Origin of the sequence: Sphingomonas hankookensis, assembly GCF_028551275.1 — a bacterium.
GTDB lineage: Bacteria > Pseudomonadota > Alphaproteobacteria > Sphingomonadales > Sphingomonadaceae > Sphingomonas > Sphingomonas hankookensis_A.
Genome location: NZ_CP117025.1, coordinates 2509566 through 2529697 on the forward strand (window position 1 = coordinate 2509566; position 20132 = coordinate 2529697).

The window sequence follows — 20132 nt, forward strand, 5'->3', positions numbered from 1 at the left end:
CCTGAACGCATGAGCTTTTGTGGCCGTTGCACCGCGCCCGCAGGACGCTATGGCGGTGCCATGATCCTCGTCATCGACAATTACGACAGCTTCACCTGGAACCTGGTCCATTACCTGATGGAACTGGGTGTCGAGGTCCGCGTCGAACGCAACGACAACCTGAGCGCGGCGGAGGCGCTGGCCAGCAACGCGCAGGGCTTCCTGATCTCGCCCGGCCCCTGCACCCCGACCGAAGCAGGGGTTTCGCTCGACCTCGTCGCCGCCTGTGCCGATGCGCAGCGCCCGCTGCTCGGCGTGTGCCTAGGCCACCAGGCGATCGGCCAGCATTTCGGCGGGAAAGTCGTGCGCGGCGGGCTGATGCACGGCAAGACCTCGCCGATCGACCATGACGGCACCGGAGTCTTTGCCGGCCTGCCCACGCCCTTCACCGCGACCCGCTATCACTCGCTGATCGTCACCGACATTCCCGATACGCTGGCGGTCAACGCCACCGCGTCGGACGGCAGCGTCATGGGCTTCCGCCACCGCGCCCTGCCGATCCACGGCGTGCAGTTCCACCCGGAAAGCATCGCCACCGAACATGGCCACGCCATGCTCGCCAATTTCCTGAACGACGCCGGCATCGCCGCGACGGTGCCGGCATGACCGTCACCACGCTGCTCCCCGACCCCTCGACGCCGCTCAGCCACGAGAGCGCGGCCGAAGCCTTCGCCGCGATCCTCGACGGCACGGTATCCGACGACGCCATCGCCACCTTCCTGACCGACCTCGCCATCCGCGGCGAAACCAGCATCGAGATTGCCGAGGCCGCCCGCGCGCTGCGCCACCGCATGATCCCGATAAACGGCCCGGCGGGTGCGATCGACGTCTGCGGCACCGGCGGCGACGGCCACCACACCCTCAACGTCTCCACCGCCGTCAGCCTCGTCGTCGCAGCCAGCGGCGTACCGGTCGCCAAGCACGGCAACCGCGCCGCCTCCAGCAAGGCCGGTGCCGCCGACACCCTCGAAGCGCTCGGGCTCGACATGGGGGCGGCGGGTGCGTTGGCGGAGTCGACGCTGAACGACATCGGCATCGCCTTCCTCTTCGCCGCCAACCATCATCCGGCGATGAAGCGCATCACCCCCATCCGCCAGCGGATCGGGCGGCGCACCATCTTTAACCTCATGGGCCCACTCGCCAATCCGGCGCGCACCACCCGCCAGCTGATCGGCATCGCCCGCCCCGATTACGCGACCGTCTATGCCGAGGCGATGGAGCTATTGGGCGCCGAAACCGCGCTGATCGTGTCGGGCGAGGAGGGCTTGGACGAAATCTCCGGCGCCGGTCCGACCATCGTCGTGCCGGTCGGCATGGCCATGGCCGACCGCATCGTGCCCGAGGATGCCGGCCTCACCCGCCATCCGATCAGCGCGATCCGCGGCGGCGACGCGGTCCATAACGCCGCAGCCCTGCGCGCCCTGCTGCGCGGTGAAAAAGGCCCGTATCGCGACGCCGTCCTACTCAACGCGGCCGCCGCGCTGCTGATCGCCGACACCGCCACCGACCTGCGCGACGGCGCCGAACGCGCCGCCGAGGTCATCGATTCGGGCGCGGCCGACCGCCTGCTCGACCAATGGATCGCCTACGCATGACGATGCTCGACACAATCCTCGCCACCAAGCGCGCCGAGGTCGCCGACCGCAGTGCCCGCGCCAGCATCGCCGCCCTCGACGCCCGCGCGACCGAGCAAACGGCGCCACGCGGCTTTCGCGCCGCCCTCGACGCCAAGCCCGGCCACGCGCTGATCGCCGAGATCAAGAAGGCCAGCCCGTCCAAAGGCCTGATCCGCCCCGATTTCGATCCCCCGGCCCATGCCCGCGCCTATCAGGCCGGCGGTGCCGCCTGCCTCTCCGTCCTGACCGATGTCGAGTATTTCCAGGGGGCCGACGACTATCTGGTCGCCGCCCGGCAGGCATGCGACCTGCCGGTCCTGCGCAAGGACTTCAACGTCGACCCCTGGCAGGTCGCCGAGGCCCGTTCGCTGGGTGCCGACGCGATCCTGATCATCGTCGCTGCGCTCTCCAACGCCCAGATGGCGGAGATCGAGGCGGCAGCGATCGAACGCGGTATGGACGTGCTGGTCGAGGTCCACGACCGCGCCGAACTCGACCGCGCGCTGAACCTGAAGTCGCGACTGATTGGCGTAAACAACCGCAATCTGAAGGACTTCACGGTCAGTTTTGAGCGAACCTATGAACTGGTCGGCCACGCGCCCGCCGGCTGCACCTTCGTCGCCGAAAGCGGCCTCACGTCGCGTGCCGATCTCGACGCGATGGCGCAGCACGGCGTCCGCTGCTTCCTGATCGGTGAGGCGCTGATGCGGCACGCCGATGTCGAGGCTGCGACGCGGGCGATGATCGCTTGAGCCTCACCCATCTCGACGCCGATGGCAGCGCCCGCATGGTCGATGTCGGTGACAAGACCCCGACCCGCCGCGTCGCCGTCGCCACCGGCCGCATTGCCATGTCGCCGGACGCCCTCTCCGCGATCCGCGACGGGCTGGTAAAGAAGGGCGACGTCCTCGCCGTCGCCCGCGTCGCCGGCATCATGGCCGCCAAGCGCACCAGCGACCTGATCCCGCTGTGCCACCCCCTGCCACTGACCAAGGCCTCGGTCGACTTCGCGTTCGAGGAAGACGCGATCCGCGTCACCGCCACCGCCGCCACCGACGGCAAGACCGGCGTGGAAATGGAAGCATTGACAGCTACTTCTACCGCACTCCTCACCATCTATGACATGGCCAAGGCGATCGACAAGGCGATGGTGATCGACGGCGTGTGCCTGTTGGAAAAGCAGGGCGGCAAGTCGGGAGACTGGGTAAGAGGCTGAGCACCCCCATTATCGTCATCCCCGCGAAGGCGGGGATCCATAGACGCAACGCCGCTGATAATCCTCACTGCCAGCGCCTATGGATTCCCGCCTTCGCGCGAATGACGACGAGAAAATCGATCGACCGCGGCTCACATTCTATCGACCATCGAGCAGACCACGGCGAACGCACAACCAACCCCACCCCCAACGTCACCCCGGGCTTGACCCGGGGTCCCGCTTCTTACTTCTATCGAGAGAGAAAGCGGAACCCCGGATCAAGTCCGAGGTGACGAAGAGTGACTGCCACCCGCCCTGTAAGCCATAAGGCCAAGCGCATGACCCTCCTCCCCGTCGCCGAAGCCCAGACCCGCGTCCTCGCGCTCGCCCGCCCAGCCGCCCCGGAAACCCTCCCCTCGCCAAAGCCCTCGGCCGCTACGCCGCCACCGACGTCGTCGCCCTGCGCACCCAACCCGCCCGGCCCTTGTCCGCCATGGACGGCTACGCGATCCGCTTCGACGACCTCCCCGGTCCGTGGGACGTCATTGGCGAAAGCGCCGCCGGCGCCTCCTTCCCCGGCACCGTCGCCCCGGGACAGGCCGCCCGCATCTTCACCGGCGCCGCGATGCCCACCGGCACCGACTGCGTGCTGGTGCAGGAAGAGGCGACCCGCGACGGCACCCGTCTCCACCTCGCCGGCGAAGGCCCGGTCCGTGGCGGCAATGTCCGCCGCGCCGGCCTCGATTTCCGCGAGGGCGACCTGCTGATCGCGGCAGGCGAGCGCATCACCCCCGCCCGCGCCGCACTGGCCGCCATCGCCGGGCACGGCACCCTGTCGGTCGGCCGCCGTGCCCGCATCGCCATCGCCGCCACCGGCGACGAACTGGTCCCCGCCGGCCAGCCCTTGCGCGAGGACCAGCTGCCCGAATCCAACGGCCTGATGCTCGCCGGGCTGCTCGCCGACCTGCCGGTCGATCGCATCGACCTCGGCATATTGCCCGACCGGATGGACGCGCTGGTCGATGCGTTTCGCGCGGTAGATTGCGACCTGCTCGTCACCACCGGCGGCGCCTCGGTCGGCGACCATGACCTCGTCCGCCCGGCCCTTGCCGCAGCCGGCGGCGAGCTCGACTTCTGGCGGATCGCGCTGCGTCCCGGCAAGCCGATGCTCGCCGGTCGCCTGCGCGACGCCGCCGTGCTCGGCCTGCCCGGCAACCCGGTATCGTCGTTCATCACCGCGCTGCTGTTCGTCCGCCCGCTCGCCGCGCGCATCGCCGGTGCCGCCGATCCGATGCCGCGCGCCATCCGCGCCACGCTCGCCCACCCGCTCCCCGCCAACGGCCCGCGCCAGGACTATCTGCGCGCCACGCTGATCGACGGACAGGTGTCGACCGCCGCCATTCAGGACAGCTCGATGCTGCGCACGCTTGCCCGTTCCGACTGCCTGATCGTGCGGGCACCCCATGCCCCGGCGGCCGATGCCGGCGACTCGGCGGAAATCCTGCAACTCGCTTGACGCCACATAAATCGTTTCCTATTGGTTCCACGTCTGTTCCGACGGAGGACGTTATGCTGACGCGTAAGCAGCACGAGTTGATCTGCTTCATCGACGACCGGTTGAAGGCGACCGGGGTTTCCCCCTCGTTCGAGGAGATGAAGGAGGCGCTCGACCTCAAGTCGAAGTCCGGCGTCCACCGCCTCATTTCGGCGCTCGAGGAACGCGAATTCATTCGCCGCCTGCCCAACCGCGCCCGCGCGCTGGAGGTGCTGCGGATGCCCGACCGCCCCGTCGCGAAGAAGCCGGCGGCCAAGCCCATGGCAACGCCCCGCCCGACCCCGCAGCCGGCGAACGACGTCATCGAACTGCCGCTGCACGGCCGCATCGCCGCCGGTGTCCCGATCGAGGCGATAGAGGGACAGGCGACCCTGCCCGTTCCCGCCGCCCTGCTCGGCGCGGGCGATCATTATGCGCTCGAAGTCGCCGGGGACTCGATGGTCGAGGCCGGTATTCTCGATGGCGACTATGCGCTCGTCCGCCGCACCGAAACCGCCCGTGATGGGGAGATCGTGGTGGCGCTGATCGAAGACAGCGAAGCGACTCTCAAATATTTTCGCCGCGAAGGCGCGATGATCCGGCTCGATCCCGCCAACCGCAGCTACGACCCGCAGCGCTACCGCCCCGAACAGGTGCGCGTACAGGGCAAGCTCGCCGGCCTGCTGCGCCGCTATTGATTCGCAATGTCGTTGGTAAAGGCGTCCCGACGACAAACGCGGCGAGTGTGAACTTAGTGAACTTATTTCGAATAGCCGTTTAAACGCTGACACTTAGCCGAAAATGGCAAGCCAGACCTCTCGCTTCGTTGGGCAGACATCGGTGAACTGACCGGCACCCCGGCCTTGAGCCGGGGTCCCGCTTCTTCTTCTGCGACCGGAGCGGACGACCTATCGCCCATTCCCCGGCGCATAGGGCGTCCGAACCGCCTTATACCACGCCAACGGATGCGTCGGCGGCACGACCCCCGCCGGCAAGGCCCGCCCCGACACCTCGGCAAAGTAAGCGATACAGGCATCCCGCCACCACTGCGCCTCGGCGCGCTGGATCGTCAGGAACTGGCTGACCTCGTCATGTCGCTGCTCGTCCACCCGACCCCGCAGCGCCGCCCACTGTCCCTGCATCGCCGCAACCTCGGCCACGCCGCGATCGTACCGCGCGACCAGTTCCTCCCACAGCGTACGCCCTGACGCCATCCGCCGCTCCCACGGAACATGGTGGAACCACAGCAGCAGGTCTTCGGGCACCGTCGCCGGATCGCCCCAGCGCTTCGCCAGCGCCGGCGCATATTGCCCCACCGCATCGCTGCCGCTCCGGGTCCGGTCGAACCCGATGCCCGCCCGGTCGGCCTTGTGATAATAGACCGGGTTCCAGTCCGGCCGCGCCAGATCATCGACCCATGGCCCCGGCCCATAATGATGCCCCGTCGCGAACAGGTGATGCAGCCCCAGCGGCATCATATAGTCGACCACCGCCTGCCGTGACTGCAGCATCATCGCCGCCACCGGATCGGCCACCGCCGGCCCCCAGGTCATCGCCGCCCAGTCCCGCGCGATATCGCTTGCCCGGTCGTCGGGGTTCCACGCCATCCGCCCGAACGCATACCAGTTGGCCTGGTCGAACTGCGACCCCGACCAGTTGCGGTCGGTCCCGACATTGGCCACCCCCGCCATGCCGCTCAGCCGGGACTGGGCAAGCACCTTCGCCACGGTCATGCCCCGGCGCGGCCGATAGGTGTCGCTCCGCAACACCTCCTCCCACATCGGTCCCAGATAGGCGAGGTGGGTGGCGAACCCCAAATATTCCTTGGTAATCTGCACTTCCATCATCAGCGGCGTGCGCGGCATCGCTCCGAACAGCGGATGGAACGGCTCGCGCGGCTGGAAATCGATCGGCCCGTTCTTCACCTGCACGATCACATTGTCGGCGAACTTCCCGTCGAGCGGCTGGAACTCGCTATACGCCTGCTTTGCGCGGTCCTCGGGCTTGTCATGGGCATAGACGAACGCCCGCCACATCACGACGCCGCCATGGGGTTTCAGCGCGGCGGCGAGCATGTTCGCCCCCTCCGCATGGCTCCGCCCATAATCGCCCGGCCCCGGCTGCCCCTCCGAATTGGCCTTGACCAGAAACCCGCCAAAGTCGGGAATGCGGGCATAAATCTCGTCCGCCTTGGCCCGCCACCACGCAGCAACCGCCGGGTCGAGCGGGTCCGCCGTCTTCAACCCGCCAATCTCGATCGGGGCGGAGAATTTGGCCGACAGATAGACCCGTATCCCCCAGGGCCGAAAGATCGTCGCCAGCCGCTCGACCTTTGTCAGGAACGCCGGCGTCAACATATCCGGACTGGCATTGACGTTGTTAAGCACCGCGCCGTTGATCCCCACCGACGCATTGGCCCGGGCATAGTCGGTATAGCGCGGATCGCTGAACCCCGGCAGCTTCTGCCAGTCCCACAGCGACTGCCCCGCATAGCCCCGCTCGACATAGCGGTCCGGATTGTCCCAATGGTTCAGCACCCTGAGCGCCAGCCGCGGCCGCTCGACGATCGCCAGGCGGTCGAGCGACTGCCCGGCCTGCGCGATCCGCAACAGCCGGAATGCGCCATAGAGCACCCCCACCGGCCGGTCCGCCGCGATCACTGTCACCGGTCGACCCTCGACCGTCACCGACCGCACCAGATAGCCCTCCGGCCCCAACCCGGCCAACGGCAGCCGCAACGCAGCGATCCGCGCCGACCGCGCGGTACCGATGACGATCGCCCCCTCGCCCAGATCGCCGCCCGCGATCCGCCTGCCCGTCAGCCCCGACAGCCCGCGCTCCAGCTCAGCTGCTGCCAGTCGGATCGTCTCGTCATCTTCATCGCGAACGACCGTCGTCGCCTTGCTCGCAACCGCATCGGCCTGAGCCGCAGGCAATGGCCGATAGCGCAGCCACAGGTCATAGCCGTCCTCAGCACGTGCCGGAGTCGCGCAGGCGACCCACAGCGCCATCATCCAGCCGAGCGATTTCAACATCGTGCATCCTCTGATCCCGTCTGATCGACGGCGTTGACACCGACATATCATCGCGATCATGGTAACGCTACCACGTCAGAGAACGAGGATATGGAGAGCGCATGACCCTGATCGACCGCCGCAGCATCCTCGCCGGAGGCGCAGCGATGCTTGCCGCGCAGGCGTTACCCGCCGCCTCGGCGCCGCTGACCCTGAAGGACGCTGCCGCCCGCCATGGACGTCGCTTCGGGTCCGCCTTCGCCTGGGCGCCGCCGGGGCGCGACGCAGCGTCATTCAACAACCCGGCCTACGCCGCGCTCCTGCAACGCGACTGCGCAGTGCTGGTCGCCGAAAACCAGATGAAATGGCAGGCGCTGCGCCCCAGCGCCGACCGGTTCGATTTCGCGCAGTTCGACGCGATGGTCGACTGGGCGATGCGCAACGGTTTCATGATGCGCGGCCACACGCTCTACTGGGCCTATTCCAAATGGTTTCCCGCATGGCTCAACACCCAGGACTTCGGCCAACGCCCGGCCTCGGCAGCGGCCGGCATTCTCGACCACCACATCGATACGATCGCCAAGCGGTACGGCCGAAAGATCTACAGCTACGACGTGGTGAACGAAGCGGTCGATCCCGACACCGGCGCCTTACGCGAAACGTCGTTGTCGCGCGCGATGGGCGGGACCGCCAACGTGCTCGACCACGCCTTCCGCACCGCCCGCGCCGCCGCGCCGCATGCCGAGCTGGTCTATAACGACTATATGAGCTGGGAAGACGGCAACGAGAAGCATCGCGTTGGCGTGCTCTCGCTGCTCGAGGAGTTCCGTCGTCGCGGCACGCCGGTCGATGCGCTCGGGGTGCAGTCGCATATCGGCCTGTTCCAGCCGACCACCGACGCCGGTGTGCTCGCCCATCGGCTCGAACCCGAATGGCGGCGGTTCCTCGACCGGGTTGTGGCGATGGGGTACCGACTGGTCATCACCGAATTCGACGTACGCGACCGCGGGTTACCGGCGGCGATTGCCCCGCGCGACCGTGGCGTCGCCGACTTCGCCCGCGCGTACCTCGACATCATGCTGTCCTACCCGCAACTGGGCGACGTCCTCGCCTGGGGCCTGAGCGACCGGTACAGCTGGCTGCGTGGCTTCGAACCCCGCCCCGACGGGGCCGTCGCGCGCGGCTGTCCCTATGACATAGACCTCAAACCCAAGCCGCTGCGCGACGCGATGATCGCCGCGCTAGCGAACGGCACCACGCACCGCCGGTGACGCGGCGGCGGTGTTACCGCCGCCGCCCATCAATAATCCCGGCTGTAGCGCAGCGAAGCGTTCGACCCGCCGAACGATCCGGTCTGCGACAACAGGCTGAGCGTCCGCGACAGCGCGATCTGGATCTGCGTGGCGGTGAAGCCCCGCGCATCGGTGATGATCTCGATATAGATATCATCGGTCAGATACTTGCCCGCCGCCAGCGACGTGCCGCGCCCGCTCGCCTCGTCCCCGCCCAGCACGCGCAGCCGGTCGAACCCGGTCGCGGAACGCAACTTGCCGAGCGGGTTCAGCCCACCGCCGCCCGACCCGCGCAGCGAGTTCAGCGCGGCGGCCAGCTGGATCGCCTCGGTCGCAGACAGGTTCGTCACCGAACTGCCGAACAACAGCCGCGACAACACTTCGTCCTGCGCCAGCGACGGGGTCGAGTTGAACGCGATCTGCGGTGCCTGCGCGGTGCCGGACACGTTGATCGACGCGGTGATGCCTTCGGCCGTGGTCGACGCGACGATATCGATCACCGGGTTGGTATAGTCCTCGCCCTCGAACCGGATCACCCCGCGCTCGACCTCGAACCGTTTGCCGGCAAACGAGTAGGTGCCGCGCACCAGCTGCAACTGTCCGTTGATCGTCGGCGCAGCGGAGGTTCCCGCGATGCGCAGGTTCGCCTGCCATTCCGACTCCAGCCCCATGCCCGACACGAACAACCGGTTATCGGCTCGCACCCGCAGCGCGAGGCGGAACAACCCGGCCGACGCCGCCGCCTGCCGCTGCGGTGTCGCATTCGACCGGTTCGCATCGCTCTTGCGCCGGACGCCGGTCAGCTCCGGCACCTCGGCCGCGCCTTGCCGGATGATCTGGTAGCGCGCTTCGGGAATGACGAGGTCGCCGGAGATCAGGCCCCCATCGCGCCCGTTCTGGATGCGGATGTCGCCGGTCGCCGATGCCCCCAGCGCATCGCTGCGCGCCAACTGGGCATCACGCAGCTGGGCGCGGATGTCGATCGGGAAGCCGCTGTCCGCCGCCAAGCCCACTGTTCCCTGCGCCGCAACCGTGCCCTCACCGGCGCGCGCCCGCAGCTGGGTCAGCTCGAACCGGTCGTTGGTGAAGCGGCCATTGATGCCGAGATTGGTCAGCCGGGTGCCCAGCGTCTCATTCTCATAGGTCAGGTTGTTGGCGCGGACGATGCCGGTCAGCTGCGGCGACTGCACCCGCCCACCGAAATCGGCGGCCAGGCCGATCGGCCCGGACAACTGCTGATCGGCCAGCCCGGCAAAGGAGAACAGCACGCCCGCCGGGCCGTTGTACCGGATTCCGCCCGACAGCGGTGCCGCCAGCATCCGTGTGACCCACGACCCGCTACCCGGCGGCAACGGCCGGAGGTTCGCAACCATCCGCCCGACCGTGGTCGTGCCGCGGCGGATCAGCGCCCGTCCGCTGCCACCCTCAGGCCGCAGGTCGCCGGCAAAGACGATGTCGACCGGTTCGGAGACAGAGGCAAGGCTGGTCCGCTGGAAATTGCGGATGGTCAGGCGTGCATCGGCCCGCGGAAAGCTCTGGTCCGCCGCCTGCGCGAAGTCGAGGCTCCCGGTCGCGGTGCCACCGATACCGGTGCCCGGCACGAAGGCATTGACGATGCTCAGGTCCAACCGGTCGAGCCGGGTCTGGATCGACATGCCATTGCCATAGACGCCCGCCGCGCGGATCGAGCCTTGCGCGAAGTCGATCCGCGTCGGGTACAGGCGATAGCCGCCCGGGGCCGACACGATCCGCGCCGGGTTGACCGTCTTGAACGGGATCGAATTGGCGACACCCTGCAACGCGACCAGATAGTCGTTTGGGCGCAGCCGCGCATTGGCGGCGACCCGGAACGGCACGCCCGACGACCCTTCGGCGAACATCTGCGCCGTGCCGTTGCCGCCGCGATAGTTGATCTTCGCCCGGCTGCGCTGGAGCAGGAAGTCGCCCATCGACAGGTTGGCGACCTGCGCATCGGCGACGATTTCCGGCTGGTCGTACAGCACCGCGCTGCCGGTCACGATCGCGCGACCGATGCGCAGCCCCATATTGCCCGGAATGACCGCGTTCGACGCCTGCGCATTCACGTCCGCGCGCTGGAATCGCCCTTGAGCCGACAGGCGCGCGATACCGGCCACGCCCGATCCGGCGAAGTTGATTCGCCCTGCGAACGGCCCGGCATCGGTCGCCTCCACCCGGCCGTCGATATTCATGCCGGCAAAGGTTGCGGAGTGGATATCGGCGACTAGCCGCGGCGCGGTCGACAGCAGCACATCGGCGCGGAACGGCCCGTAATCGGTATTGCCGGTCGCCTGGATCGCATAGCGGTCGCCCTGCCCACGCACCCGTGCCTCGAGATTGGCGAGCCCGACCCCAACGCCCGGGCGCGCGGCGCGCAGCAGGACCTGCGGCGCAGCGACGGTACCGGTCACCCGCGCACTCAGCGGACCATATTGCGTCGAATAGGCATCGGCATTTACGAGCAACGGCCCCGCCGGATCATAACGGCCAGAACCGTTGGTGATACGGAACTGCGGCGCATTCATCCGCACGTTGGAGAAGCTGACGATCCCATCCGGTCCCACACCGACATCTGCGCGCGTGGTGGTGACGTTGCCGCCCAGAAAGTTGCGAATGCCTTCGTTGAACAGGCGGGTGGTCTGCGCGACCACACGGCCCTTGATCCCGAACCCGCCCTGTGGCGCGGCATAGAGGCTGGCGTCGGTCGTCAGGTTCAGGATGCCGATGCTGGCGACTTCGTAATCGTTGATCCGCCCCTTGATCGCGCCGGTGTAGCGCCCGGTGGTCAGGTTGGCGGCGACGATGGCGGTCGCGTCGATCCGGTCGGACCGGATGCGCAGATTGTCCGACAGCACCTGATCGCCCGAAATGGCAAGGTAACCATTGATCGCGACGTTGGTGACCAGTCCGCCGACCGCCGCGTTCAGCCCAGAGATACGCCGCGCCTTCGCCGCAATCGGGATCAGAATGCGGTCGGCATCAACCGTCGCCCGTCCTTCGGCATAGAGCTGTTCAACGACGGTTTCGCCAAAACCCAAGGCAGCGGCCTGCACCTTGTAATCCACGGTCGGCGTGCCGAACCCACCGTCGAGGACGACAGCGGCGCGGACCGATCGCCCGTTTAAGTTCGGCGCGATCGCACCGGGGGTCAGCAGCATCGCTTCGGTCCGGAAATTGCCGAACCGGCTGTTGCCCAGGTCAAGCAAACCGGCGGCGTTCACCGCCAGCGCACTCGATCGCAGCTGGATGCGGGTATCGGCCTTGCGATCCTGCAACGCCGCATCGATCGCCACGTCGAGCCGCGGAGCGGTCAGCCGTTCGACCGGACCCTGGAGGATCAATCCCGGCTGGGTCGAGCCCCGGACCGTAAAGCGACCCTCCCGTCCGGTCAGCGCCAGATCGGCCAGCGGCCGCCCGCCCAGCGTGCCGGCAAGTCGCCCGCGCCAGTTACGCCAGTCGCCTTGGCCATCGACCGTCGCGACGATCGGCGCCTTCAGTCCCGCCATTCCCGCGATCATGCCATTGGCTGGTCCGGTGATCCGGGCATCGACATCGAAGCGATTATCGTCGGGCACCGCGTCGAGCTTCAGCGCGACACGGTCGCCCCCCGCCACGCCCGGCGCGGCGATGGTCGCGGCGTTGGCGGTCACCTGCGCGCGACGGTCGGCGATATGCACCTCGCCGTCCAGCCGCGCGATATGGCGCTGCCCGGTCACCGCCGGGCCGACCTCGATCCGGTCGACGCGCAGGCGGTTCACGTCGATGTCATAGTCGGGCAGCAGCGGCGCATTGGGGTCGCCCGGCGGCGTGTCCTTCAACACCGGATTGCGCGCATAGCGGATCAGCGGGCTCGTCAGGCTACGAATATCGACATGCCCGTTCGCGAAGGCGAAGGGCCGCCAGTCGACCGCGACTTCCGGCGAATAGGCGAACACGCCCTGCGTATCGCTCAGCCGCAGCTCGCGGACGGTCATCGCGCCATAGAGCGAACCATCGATCCGGCCGATATTGACCTTCAGCCCCGACGCGGTGGTGTAGCCGTCGAGCTTGCTGACGATGAACCCCCGCCCCGGCCCGGTGTTCAGCGCGAACACCAGCGCGATCAGCAGGATGATCAGCGTGGCCAGCGCGATGCCGACCCATTTCAGGACCTTCTGCCACAACGGACGATCGCGCAGGATCACGGTTTCGGTGGCGGGCATGTCGGCGTCGGTCATCAGAAAGCCTGCCCGATCGAGATGTAGAGCGCGATCTTGGATTCTCCCGGCCGCCTTGCGATCGGCGTGGCGACATCGACCCGCATCGGACCGAAATTGGTATAGAAGCGCCCGCCGATACCCGCGCCGAAGCGCAGGTCGGACCCCTTGGGCAGGCTGGATTCATACACCTGACCGGCGTCGATGAACGGCACGATCCCGAAATTGCCGAAGCGATAGCGGGCTTCGAGCGCGAACTCGTTCAGGCTGCGTCCGCCGATCGGACGGTTGAGGTTGTTGCCGTCCTCGTCCACCTCCGGCGTCCGCGGCCCGAGTTCCTGGAACCCGAAGCCGCGCACCGAGCCGCCGCCGCCGGCATAATAACGGCGCGACGGCGCCAGATCGTCGCGGGCGATCCCCTGGATCGATCCCGCGCGCGCGCGGCCGGCGATGACGATGCTCTCCCCGATCGGGTAATAGGCGGTGCCCTCGACCATGAACCGGCCATAGGGCCGAACCGCACCCTGCACCGACGCCTCGGGGCTGACGTTCAATTTGAGGCGGAACCCCTTGGTCGGGTTCAACAGATTGTCCGACGTATCGAACCCGGCGAACAGCGGCAGCGCGGCGATGCCATAGGTCTTGCGACGGCGCGCCGCCACGTCGAAATCGTAAGTGTCTTCGTTGGTGCCGATCAGTTCGGCACCATAGGCATAGGTGAAACGCTTCTGCCAGATCGGCGTCGAATCGTACGACCAGCGGATGCCGAGCGTACCCGTAAACGCTTCGAACGCATCGTAATTGGTGCGGCTGGCATTGGCGAGGATCTGGAACGTCCGGTCGCGGCGACCGGCATTGGACCGGCGGAAGGTGACACCCGCCCCCTGTTCCTGCGTGCCCGCGACCCCGCGCACGATCAGCGCGCCTTCCGGCGGGAACAGGTTGCGATGCGTCCAGGATCCTTCCAGCCGGACGCCCTGCCCGGTGCCATAACCCGCTTCCCCGGCCAGCGTCCGCGCAGGCCCGGCATCCTGCTTGACCAGCAGATTCACATATTCCGTCCCGTCCGGCGCGATCTGCCCGGTGCGCTGCGGCTCGACCGACACGCCGGAGAACAGTCCCGTCGACACGAGCGCGGCGCGAAGGTCGTCGACCTTGCGGTTGTCGTACAACTCACCCTGCTTGAACCGGGCAAGCACGCCGACATGCTCGGCATCGAACGCCAGCTTGCCGGTCGTCGAATAGGTCCCGAACGACGATCGCGGACCGGTGGTGACCGGCAGGGTATAGGCGCCGGTTACGGTCGTATCGTCGAGCAGGATGTCGCGTTGCCCGACCTCGACGAACGGATAGCCCTGCTGCGGCAGCTTCAGGCTGACATTCACCTCGGCTGCCTGGATGCGTTCGGCATCGATCGGATCGCCGACCTTCAGCGGCAATTCGCGCTGGACCAGATCCGGCGGGACGGTCGGCTGGGTATCGATGCGGATCGACCCCAGCGTGAATTGCTTGCCCGGAATGGCGGTCACGACCGCACGCAGCCGCTGCCCCGGCGGCTGTTCGATCGCGGAGGTAGCGGTGCCGTCATAATAGCCCTTGGCCCGCATGATGCGGACCGCGAGTTGCTCGTCCTCCTTGGCACGGGCCTGCACCATCGCGGCGTTGGCCGCCTTGCCGTCGCCTTCGCGCAACGCGGAGAGTTCACGAAATTGCGTCGTGCCGTCGATCTCGTCCAGCCCGTTGACGACGGTATCGTACCGGATTTCCACCGCCTTCTTGTCGTCGACGCCGGCAACCTCGACCGGGGTGACGTCGAACGACGATAGCGGCGTCAGCGGCTGGGCCAGTTCCGGCGCCTCGGGCAACACTGCGTCGGGCAGGGTTTCGGCGGGCACCTGCGCCTCCGTCGTCGGAGCGGTCGGGGTTGGCAGGGGCGGCGTATGCGTGGTCGGTGCGGGCTTCGCATCGAATGCCGACATCGGCTCCAGCGGCGCGTTGATGTCGCCCGACAGGGTCGGCAGTGCGGAGTCGAACTCGCTGTTGGGAACGATCGGTTCGACCGGCGGTTGCTGCGTACGGACTGTCGTAGGCGACGACGCCTGCTGCTGCGCAGAAGCGACCGGGATCATCATCGTGCTGGCAAGCAGCACAACAACTGTCCTTGCGCGAAAATCCCCCAAACCCTGTCCCCGTCCCCTTGGCAGGCGTCGTGACGTACGACCCCCGTTCACCCCGAAAACGCCAAGCAGCGGATTTGGTTCAATTTGTACGCCACGCTGCATCCGATCGACCGGCGCTGCGTTGGTCCGGGCAGCAAGGGGAGCCACATTGACCGACACCGTACCGCCGATCGATCCCGCCAACGTGCCGGGCAGCCAGTCCGAACATCCGTGGCAGCACCCCTGGCCGGCGTGGCGCGCGATCTTCGTCCGTGTCTATACCATGGTCGGCTATCACAATCTGACGCTGATGGCGGCGGGGGTCGCTTTCTATGCCTTCTTGTCGTTCGTTCCGCTGCTGGGCGCGATCGTGATGACCTATGGCCTGATCGCCGATCCCTCGACGGTCGCCCGGCACATGGAGACGATCTTCGACCTCGTACCCGCCGATGCCGCGCGGCTGATTTCGGACCAGTTGATAGCGGTCGTCACTACCGCATCGTCGCAGGCCGGGCTGGGCCTGTTCGTCGCGCTGCTGCTGTCGATCTACGGCGCGATGCGTGCCGCCAGCGCCATCATCCAGGCGCTGAACGTCATCTATGAGGAAGAGGACGAGCGGAGCATCGTCGTCACCACGGCATTGGCGGCGATGCTGACCGTCGCGGCGATCATCGCCGCCATCGTCGGCATCCTGTCGGCCGGCGTATTGACCTGGATCCGGAGCCAGACCCAGTTCCTCGGCACCGCCGGCGCGATCGCGATTCAGGGGGCGACGTGGCTGGTCGCGGCGAGCATCGCCAGTGCCGCCATCGCCTTCGCCTATCGCTATGGTCCGGATCGGGCGCGCGCCAAATGGCGGTGGCTGTCGGTCGGTTCGGTTGCAGCGACGCTGTTGTGGTTGCTGGCGACCGTGCTGTTCGGCGTCTACGCGGCCAATTTCGCCAATTACAACGCGACCTACGGCGCGCTGGGCGCCGTCGTCGTGCTGCTGATGTGGCTGTTCGTGTCGAGCCTGGCGATCCTGATCGGCGCGGAGATCAATGCAGAGGCGGAGCGACAGACGGCGGTGGATTCGACCGTCGGCCATCCCCGGCCGATGGGCCATCGCGGTGCCCGCCTGGCCGATACGCTGCCCAGCAAGCGACAGATGAAGCCTCGCCGCGACCGCTACTGATCGCCGGTGCGTTGCTCCATGGCGTCGGCCGCCGCCTGGACCCGTGCCAACATGTCGCGCAGGACGTCGATCTCCTGCGCGCTGAACGAAGCGAACAGTTCCTGTTCGATCAGCAGCGCCTTGGGCGCCACCTCTTCGTACAAGGCCCGCCCGGACGCGGTGAGCCGTAGCAGGTGCGACCGCTGATCCCCGGCATTGGCGCGTCGTTCGACCAGCCCGCGGTCGACCAGCGCGATCGCGCCGCGACTGACGGTCACCTTGTCCATCCGCGTCGCGACGCACAGCGCCTGCTGCGTGATCCCGTCGCTCTCGGCGATCACCGTCACCAGCCGCCATTCGGGAATGCGCAGTCCGAACAACGACCGATAGGTCGATGCAATCGCATCCGAAACCCGGTTCGATGCGATCGACAGGCGATAGGGAAGGAAGTCATCCAGGAGCAGGCGTTTGTTCACAGCTGCGATTGTTGCCGCCGTCCCCGCCACGCGTCAACCGGGCGGAACCTGTATCGGCCGCGAAACGTAGTGTCGTTCCAATCACCGGGTCGGGATCTCCGCAATGTTCAACTGGAAACACGAGGCACAGGACCGCCTCGAAGCCCTGCTGTTCGCCCATATCGACGACCGCGCATTTCCCTGCGTGGGCGCAAAATCCGCGATGGCGCGGGGTACGCTCGATGTACTCGCCTGCTCCAGCATCGACAGCGCATGGGACGATGTCCGCATTCACGATGCCCTGATGCGACTGGCCGAAGATTATCGCCGCGACCGGGCGATGTACCGTAGCTTCGCGGTCGTGTTCGAAGGGCCGGGCGACCTGTCCGAACCGGAATTCGAACGTGCGCTGTGGCAACGGGTCCAGTCGCTGTCCGACAAGGATGTGTGGCGCGGACAGGACTATGACGCGCGGGTCAGCGCCGACCCGGACAATCCGCATTTCTCACTGAGCTTCGGCGGCGAGGCCTTTTTCATCGTCGGCCTCCACCCGCGCGCCAGCCGTCCGGCGCGACGGTTCGAACGGCCGACGCTCGTCTTCAACCTGCACGACCAGTTCGAACGGCTGCGCGCCGAAGGCAAGTATGAGACGATGCGCGAGAAGATCCTCGTGCGCGACGAAGCGCTGGCGGGCAGCCGCAACCCGATGCTCGCCCGCCACGGCGCCGCCAGCGAGGCGCGGCAATATAGCGGCCGGGTGGTCGACGAACGCTGGGCCTGCCCGTTCCATTATTCGGGGGAGGCGAAGTGAACGTCACCATCCCCGAACGGTCGGGCACGGCGTTTCGCCTGAAAACGGGGGATACGCTGGTCGTGGTCGACCCGCGCGGGTGCCAGGTGGCCGACCTGCTGGCATTCAATGCCGACGACATGGACGAAGTCATCTCGTCCGGGCGGACGCTGGATTATGCCGAGACGATCCGCCTGACGGCCGGCCATAAACTCTATTCGAACCGCAGCCGGGTAATGCTGGACATCACCGACGACACGGTCGGGGTGCATGACTTCCTGCTGACGCCATGCTCCTACGACACATTCCACCATTTCTACCCGGACCTGCCGCCGCATCGCGGCTGTTTTGGCAATCTCGCCGCCGCGCTGGAACCCTATGGCGTGACGCCGGACCGCATTCCGGTAGCGTTCAATTGTTTCATGAACGTGCCGGTGGACGGCACGACGGGCAGGCTCAGCGTCCTGCCCCCGATCAGCAAGGCAGGGGACACGATCACCTTCCGCGCCGCGATGGACCTCGTCATCGGCCTCACCGCCTGTTCGGCTCCGGCGTCCAACGGTGGCAGCTTCAAACCGATCGAATATCGGATCGAACCGGCCTAAAGCGCCCAGCATAGAAAGGCCGCCCCGGCGAGCAGCGTGCCCAGCGGCAAGCGGTCGGTCGCCGTCACCCGGCGGCCGGCGAGCGCCATCGCGAGCACGATGGCCAGCCCGGCAAGCGCCGCCACCAACAGCACCTGCGGCAAGGCGCGCCAGCCGAGCCACAGGCCGATTGCACCGAACAATTTCGGATCGCCGCCGCCCAACCCGACCCGGCCGCGCAACGATCGATAGAGAGCGGCGACCAGCCACAGCACGCCGAACCCCGCAATGCCGCCGATCAGCCGTGCCGAAAGATCGGCACCGAAGCCTCCAACGCCCCCCGTCAAGGCGACGACGGCCAGCGATGCGGTCAGGACGTCAGGCAACCAGAACGCGGCGAGGTCGATCGCCCCCAGCGCCAGCAACAGCCAGCCGCATGCGGCCCCCGCCACCCCTTCCCAACCCGGCGCGGTCAGGCCGGCGACCACGCCGATCCCCGCGCCCAGCAGTTCGGTCACGACATGTCCCGGCGCGATTTGCGTTCCGCACGTCCGGCACCGGCCACGCAGCGCGACGAAGCTAAGCACCGGCACCAGTTCCCACGCAGCTAGCGTCCGCGCGCACCCGTCGCACGCCGATCGCCCGGTCGAAACCGACCGTCCGGCCGGCCAGCGGATCGCGATCGTCGCGATGAAGCTGCCGAACACGGCACCCAGCATCCCCAGCAGGATCGGCCAGAAGGCAGGAGGCAGCGCGGACGACATCGTTCAGCGCCTAGCGCGATTGCGGCGGCGCGGCCATCGCCCTAGATGATAACAAACGAAACAAGAAATATCCCGGAGAGCGTTTCATGTCCGACCCCGTCGTCATCCTGTCCTATGCCCGCACGCCGATGGGCAGCTTCCAGGGGTCGTTGTCGGGTGCCACCGCCACGCAACTGGGCGCGACGGCGGTCGGTGCGGCGGTCGAGCGCGCCGGCCTGTCGGGCGAGGCGATCGAGCGTATCTATATGGGCTGCGTGCTGCCCGCCGGCCTCGGCCAGGCGCCGGCACGACAGGCGGCATTGGGCGCAGGTCTGCCGCAGCATGTCGAGGCGACGACTGTCAACAAGATGTGCGGATCGGGCATGCAGGCGGTGATGATGGCCGCCGATACCATCGCCGCCGGTTCCGCGGACATCATCGTCGCGGGCGGCATGGAGAGCATGACCAACGCGCCCTATCTGTCGCAGCGCCATCGCAGCGGCGCGCGGATCGGCCATGATAGGCTGATCGATCACATGTATATGGATGGGCTGGAGGACGCCTATGAACCCGGCCGGCTGATGGGCAGCTTTGCCGAGGAAACCGCGGTATCCTATGGCTTTACCCGCGAGGCGCAGGACGCCTTCGCGATCGAATCGCTGACCCGTGCGCAGGCGGCGCAAGCCTCCGGTGCGTTCGATCGCGAAATCGTGCCCGTCGAGATCGCCGGTCGCAAGGGAACGACGACCGTTCGGCTCGATGAACAGCCCGCGCGCGGCGACGTGGCCAAGATTCCGACGCTCAAACCCGCCTTTGCGAAGGATGGTACGATCACCGCCGCCAATGCCTCGTCGATTTCGGACGGCGCCGCGGCGCTGGTACTGGCGCGCGCCTCGGTGGCCGACCGGCTGGGGCTGACCCCGATCGCGCGGATCGTCGCCCATGCCGGCTTCGCCCACGCCCCCGCCCGCTTCGCCACCGCCCCGGTCTTCGCGATGCGCCGCGCGATGGAGCGCGCGGGATGGAGCGCGGAACAGATCGACCTGTTCGAGGTGAACGAAGCCTTTGCCTGCGTCACCATGGCGGCGATGCACGACCTGGACCTGCCGCACGACCGGGTGAACGTCCATGGCGGTGCCTGCGCACTCGGCCATCCGATCGGGGCCAGCGGTGCACGGGTGCTGGCGACCCTGTTGTCGGCGTTGGAGACGCGCGGGAAGAAACGCGGCCTCGCCTCGCTATGCATCGGCGGCGGCGAAGCGACGGCGCTGGCGCTCGAATTAGTCGACTGACGAACGGAACATTATCCCCCCGCCCGGCGTAGGCTACGCCACAGGCGTAGAG

At 67.4% G+C, this 20132-nt stretch carries 15 protein-coding genes and 1 pseudogene; 11 read left to right on the forward strand and 5 right to left on the reverse strand.

Features of this window, described 5'->3' with window-relative positions; genetic code table 11:
• Positions 1-60 precede the first annotated feature (60 nt).
• From PPZ50_RS11795 to lexA, 6 genes and pseudogenes are all read left to right on the forward strand, one after another.
• On the forward strand, positions 61-645 hold the full coding sequence (locus PPZ50_RS11795; RefSeq protein WP_066689799.1) for an anthranilate synthase component II: 585 nt from the start codon (positions 61-63) through the stop codon (positions 643-645).
• Positions 642-1634, forward strand: a complete 993-nt coding sequence (gene trpD / locus PPZ50_RS11800) for an anthranilate phosphoribosyltransferase (RefSeq protein ID WP_066689798.1) — start codon at positions 642-644, stop codon at positions 1632-1634. The genes PPZ50_RS11795 and trpD overlap by 4 nt, the downstream gene beginning before the upstream one ends.
• Positions 1631-2407 carry an indole-3-glycerol phosphate synthase TrpC gene (trpC, locus tag PPZ50_RS11805; protein ID WP_066689797.1) on the forward strand — a complete coding sequence of 259 codons (777 nt, stop codon included), beginning with the start codon at positions 1631-1633 and terminating at the stop codon, positions 2405-2407. The genes trpD and trpC overlap by 4 nt, the downstream gene beginning before the upstream one ends.
• Positions 2408-2442: 35 nt before the next feature.
• Positions 2443-2871 carry a cyclic pyranopterin monophosphate synthase MoaC gene (moaC, locus tag PPZ50_RS11810; protein WP_066689885.1) on the forward strand — a complete coding sequence of 143 codons (429 nt, stop codon included), beginning with the start codon at positions 2443-2445 and terminating at the stop codon, positions 2869-2871.
• A 317-nt stretch (positions 2872-3188) separates the two neighbouring features.
• A pseudogene (locus tag PPZ50_RS11815) lies at positions 3189-4366 on the forward strand (molybdopterin molybdotransferase MoeA).
• 53 nt (positions 4367-4419) lie between these two features.
• Complete coding sequence (gene lexA, locus PPZ50_RS11820) at positions 4420-5082, forward strand: transcriptional repressor LexA (protein ID WP_066689795.1); 663 nt, start codon at positions 4420-4422, stop codon at positions 5080-5082.
• A gap of 210 nt (positions 5083-5292) precedes the next feature.
• On the opposite strand, the gene PPZ50_RS11825 is transcribed toward lexA, so the two are convergent.
• Entirely contained in the window at positions 5293-7419 is a 2127-nt protein-coding gene (locus PPZ50_RS11825) for an alpha-glucuronidase family glycosyl hydrolase (protein WP_066689794.1), read from the reverse strand.
• A 101-nt stretch (positions 7420-7520) separates the two neighbouring features.
• Here PPZ50_RS11825 and PPZ50_RS11830 point away from each other — a divergent pair, with 101 nt between their 5' ends.
• Positions 7521-8669, forward strand: coding sequence for an endo-1,4-beta-xylanase (locus PPZ50_RS11830; RefSeq protein ID WP_066689793.1), 1149 nt, complete (start codon positions 7521-7523; stop codon positions 8667-8669).
• Positions 8670-8698: 29 nt separating this feature from the next.
• Here PPZ50_RS11830 and PPZ50_RS11835 read toward each other — a convergent pair whose 3' ends face one another.
• A complete protein-coding gene (locus PPZ50_RS11835) occupies positions 8699-12925 on the reverse strand; it encodes a translocation/assembly module TamB domain-containing protein (RefSeq protein ID WP_066689792.1) in 4227 nt (1408 codons plus the stop codon).
• Entirely contained in the window at positions 12925-15033 is a 2109-nt protein-coding gene (locus PPZ50_RS11840; protein ID WP_443018791.1) for an autotransporter assembly complex protein TamA, read from the reverse strand. Before PPZ50_RS11840 ends, PPZ50_RS11835 begins: the two co-directional genes overlap by 1 nt.
• Before the next feature lie 199 nt (positions 15034-15232).
• Between PPZ50_RS11840 and PPZ50_RS11845 the strand changes: the two genes are divergently transcribed.
• Positions 15233-16237 carry a YihY/virulence factor BrkB family protein gene (locus tag PPZ50_RS11845; RefSeq protein WP_232307934.1) on the forward strand — a complete coding sequence of 335 codons (1005 nt, stop codon included), beginning with the start codon at positions 15233-15235 and terminating at the stop codon, positions 16235-16237.
• Here PPZ50_RS11845 and PPZ50_RS11850 read toward each other — a convergent pair.
• Complete coding sequence (locus PPZ50_RS11850) at positions 16231-16692, reverse strand: MarR family winged helix-turn-helix transcriptional regulator (protein WP_232307933.1); 462 nt, start codon at positions 16690-16692, stop codon at positions 16231-16233. The two genes, PPZ50_RS11845 and PPZ50_RS11850, sit on opposite strands and share 7 nt — an antisense overlap.
• A gap of 103 nt (positions 16693-16795) precedes the next feature.
• Here PPZ50_RS11850 and gntA point away from each other — a divergent pair, with 103 nt between their 5' ends.
• Both gntA and PPZ50_RS11860 read left to right on the forward strand, forming a co-directional pair.
• Complete coding sequence (gene gntA / locus PPZ50_RS11855) at positions 16796-17482, forward strand: guanitoxin biosynthesis heme-dependent pre-guanitoxin N-hydroxylase GntA (RefSeq protein ID WP_066689791.1); 687 nt, start codon at positions 16796-16798, stop codon at positions 17480-17482.
• Positions 17479-18066: a DUF1989 domain-containing protein gene (locus tag PPZ50_RS11860; RefSeq protein ID WP_126013383.1), complete on the forward strand. Its 588-nt coding sequence runs from the start codon at positions 17479-17481 to the stop codon at positions 18064-18066. The genes gntA and PPZ50_RS11860 overlap by 4 nt, the downstream gene beginning before the upstream one ends.
• Here the strand turns inward: PPZ50_RS11860 and PPZ50_RS11865 are convergent.
• The gene (locus PPZ50_RS11865) at positions 18063-18809 is read right to left on the reverse strand and encodes a prepilin peptidase (protein ID WP_066689789.1); all 747 of its coding nucleotides are present in this window, start codon (positions 18807-18809) and stop codon (positions 18063-18065) included. The two genes, PPZ50_RS11860 and PPZ50_RS11865, sit on opposite strands and share 4 nt — an antisense overlap.
• A gap of 86 nt (positions 18810-18895) precedes the next feature.
• Between PPZ50_RS11865 and PPZ50_RS11870 the strand changes: the two genes are divergently transcribed.
• Complete coding sequence (locus PPZ50_RS11870) at positions 18896-20080, forward strand: acetyl-CoA C-acyltransferase (protein WP_066689788.1); 1185 nt, start codon at positions 18896-18898, stop codon at positions 20078-20080.
• Positions 20081-20132: the final 52 nt, after the last annotated feature.

Bases quoted from the DNA above. Each gene is read 5' to 3' on its own strand.
- PPZ50_RS11795 (WP_066689799.1), top strand. From the start codon at position 61: ATGATCCTCGTCATCGACAATTACGACAGCTTCACCTGGAACCTGGTC.
- trpD (WP_066689798.1), top strand. From the start codon at position 642: ATGACCGTCACCACGCTGCTCCCCGACCCCTCGACGCCGCTCAGCCAC.
- trpC (WP_066689797.1), top strand. From the start codon at position 1,631: ATGACGATGCTCGACACAATCCTCGCCACCAAGCGCGCCGAGGTCGCC.
- moaC (WP_066689885.1), top strand. From the start codon at position 2,443: ATGGTCGATGTCGGTGACAAGACCCCGACCCGCCGCGTCGCCGTCGCC.
- lexA (WP_066689795.1), top strand. From the start codon at position 4,420: ATGCTGACGCGTAAGCAGCACGAGTTGATCTGCTTCATCGACGACCGG.
- PPZ50_RS11825 (WP_066689794.1), bottom strand. From the start codon at position 7,419: ATGTTGAAATCGCTCGGCTGGATGATGGCGCTGTGGGTCGCCTGCGCG.
- PPZ50_RS11830 (WP_066689793.1), top strand. From the start codon at position 7,521: ATGACCCTGATCGACCGCCGCAGCATCCTCGCCGGAGGCGCAGCGATG.
- PPZ50_RS11835 (WP_066689792.1), bottom strand. From the start codon at position 12,925: ATGACCGACGCCGACATGCCCGCCACCGAAACCGTGATCCTGCGCGAT.
- PPZ50_RS11840 (WP_443018791.1), bottom strand. From the start codon at position 15,033: ATGATCCCGGTCGCTTCTGCGCAGCAGCAGGCGTCGTCGCCTACGACA.
- gntA (WP_066689791.1), top strand. From the start codon at position 16,796: ATGTTCAACTGGAAACACGAGGCACAGGACCGCCTCGAAGCCCTGCTG.
- PPZ50_RS11865 (WP_066689789.1), bottom strand. From the start codon at position 18,809: ATGTCGTCCGCGCTGCCTCCTGCCTTCTGGCCGATCCTGCTGGGGATG.
- PPZ50_RS11870 (WP_066689788.1), top strand. From the start codon at position 18,896: ATGTCCGACCCCGTCGTCATCCTGTCCTATGCCCGCACGCCGATGGGC.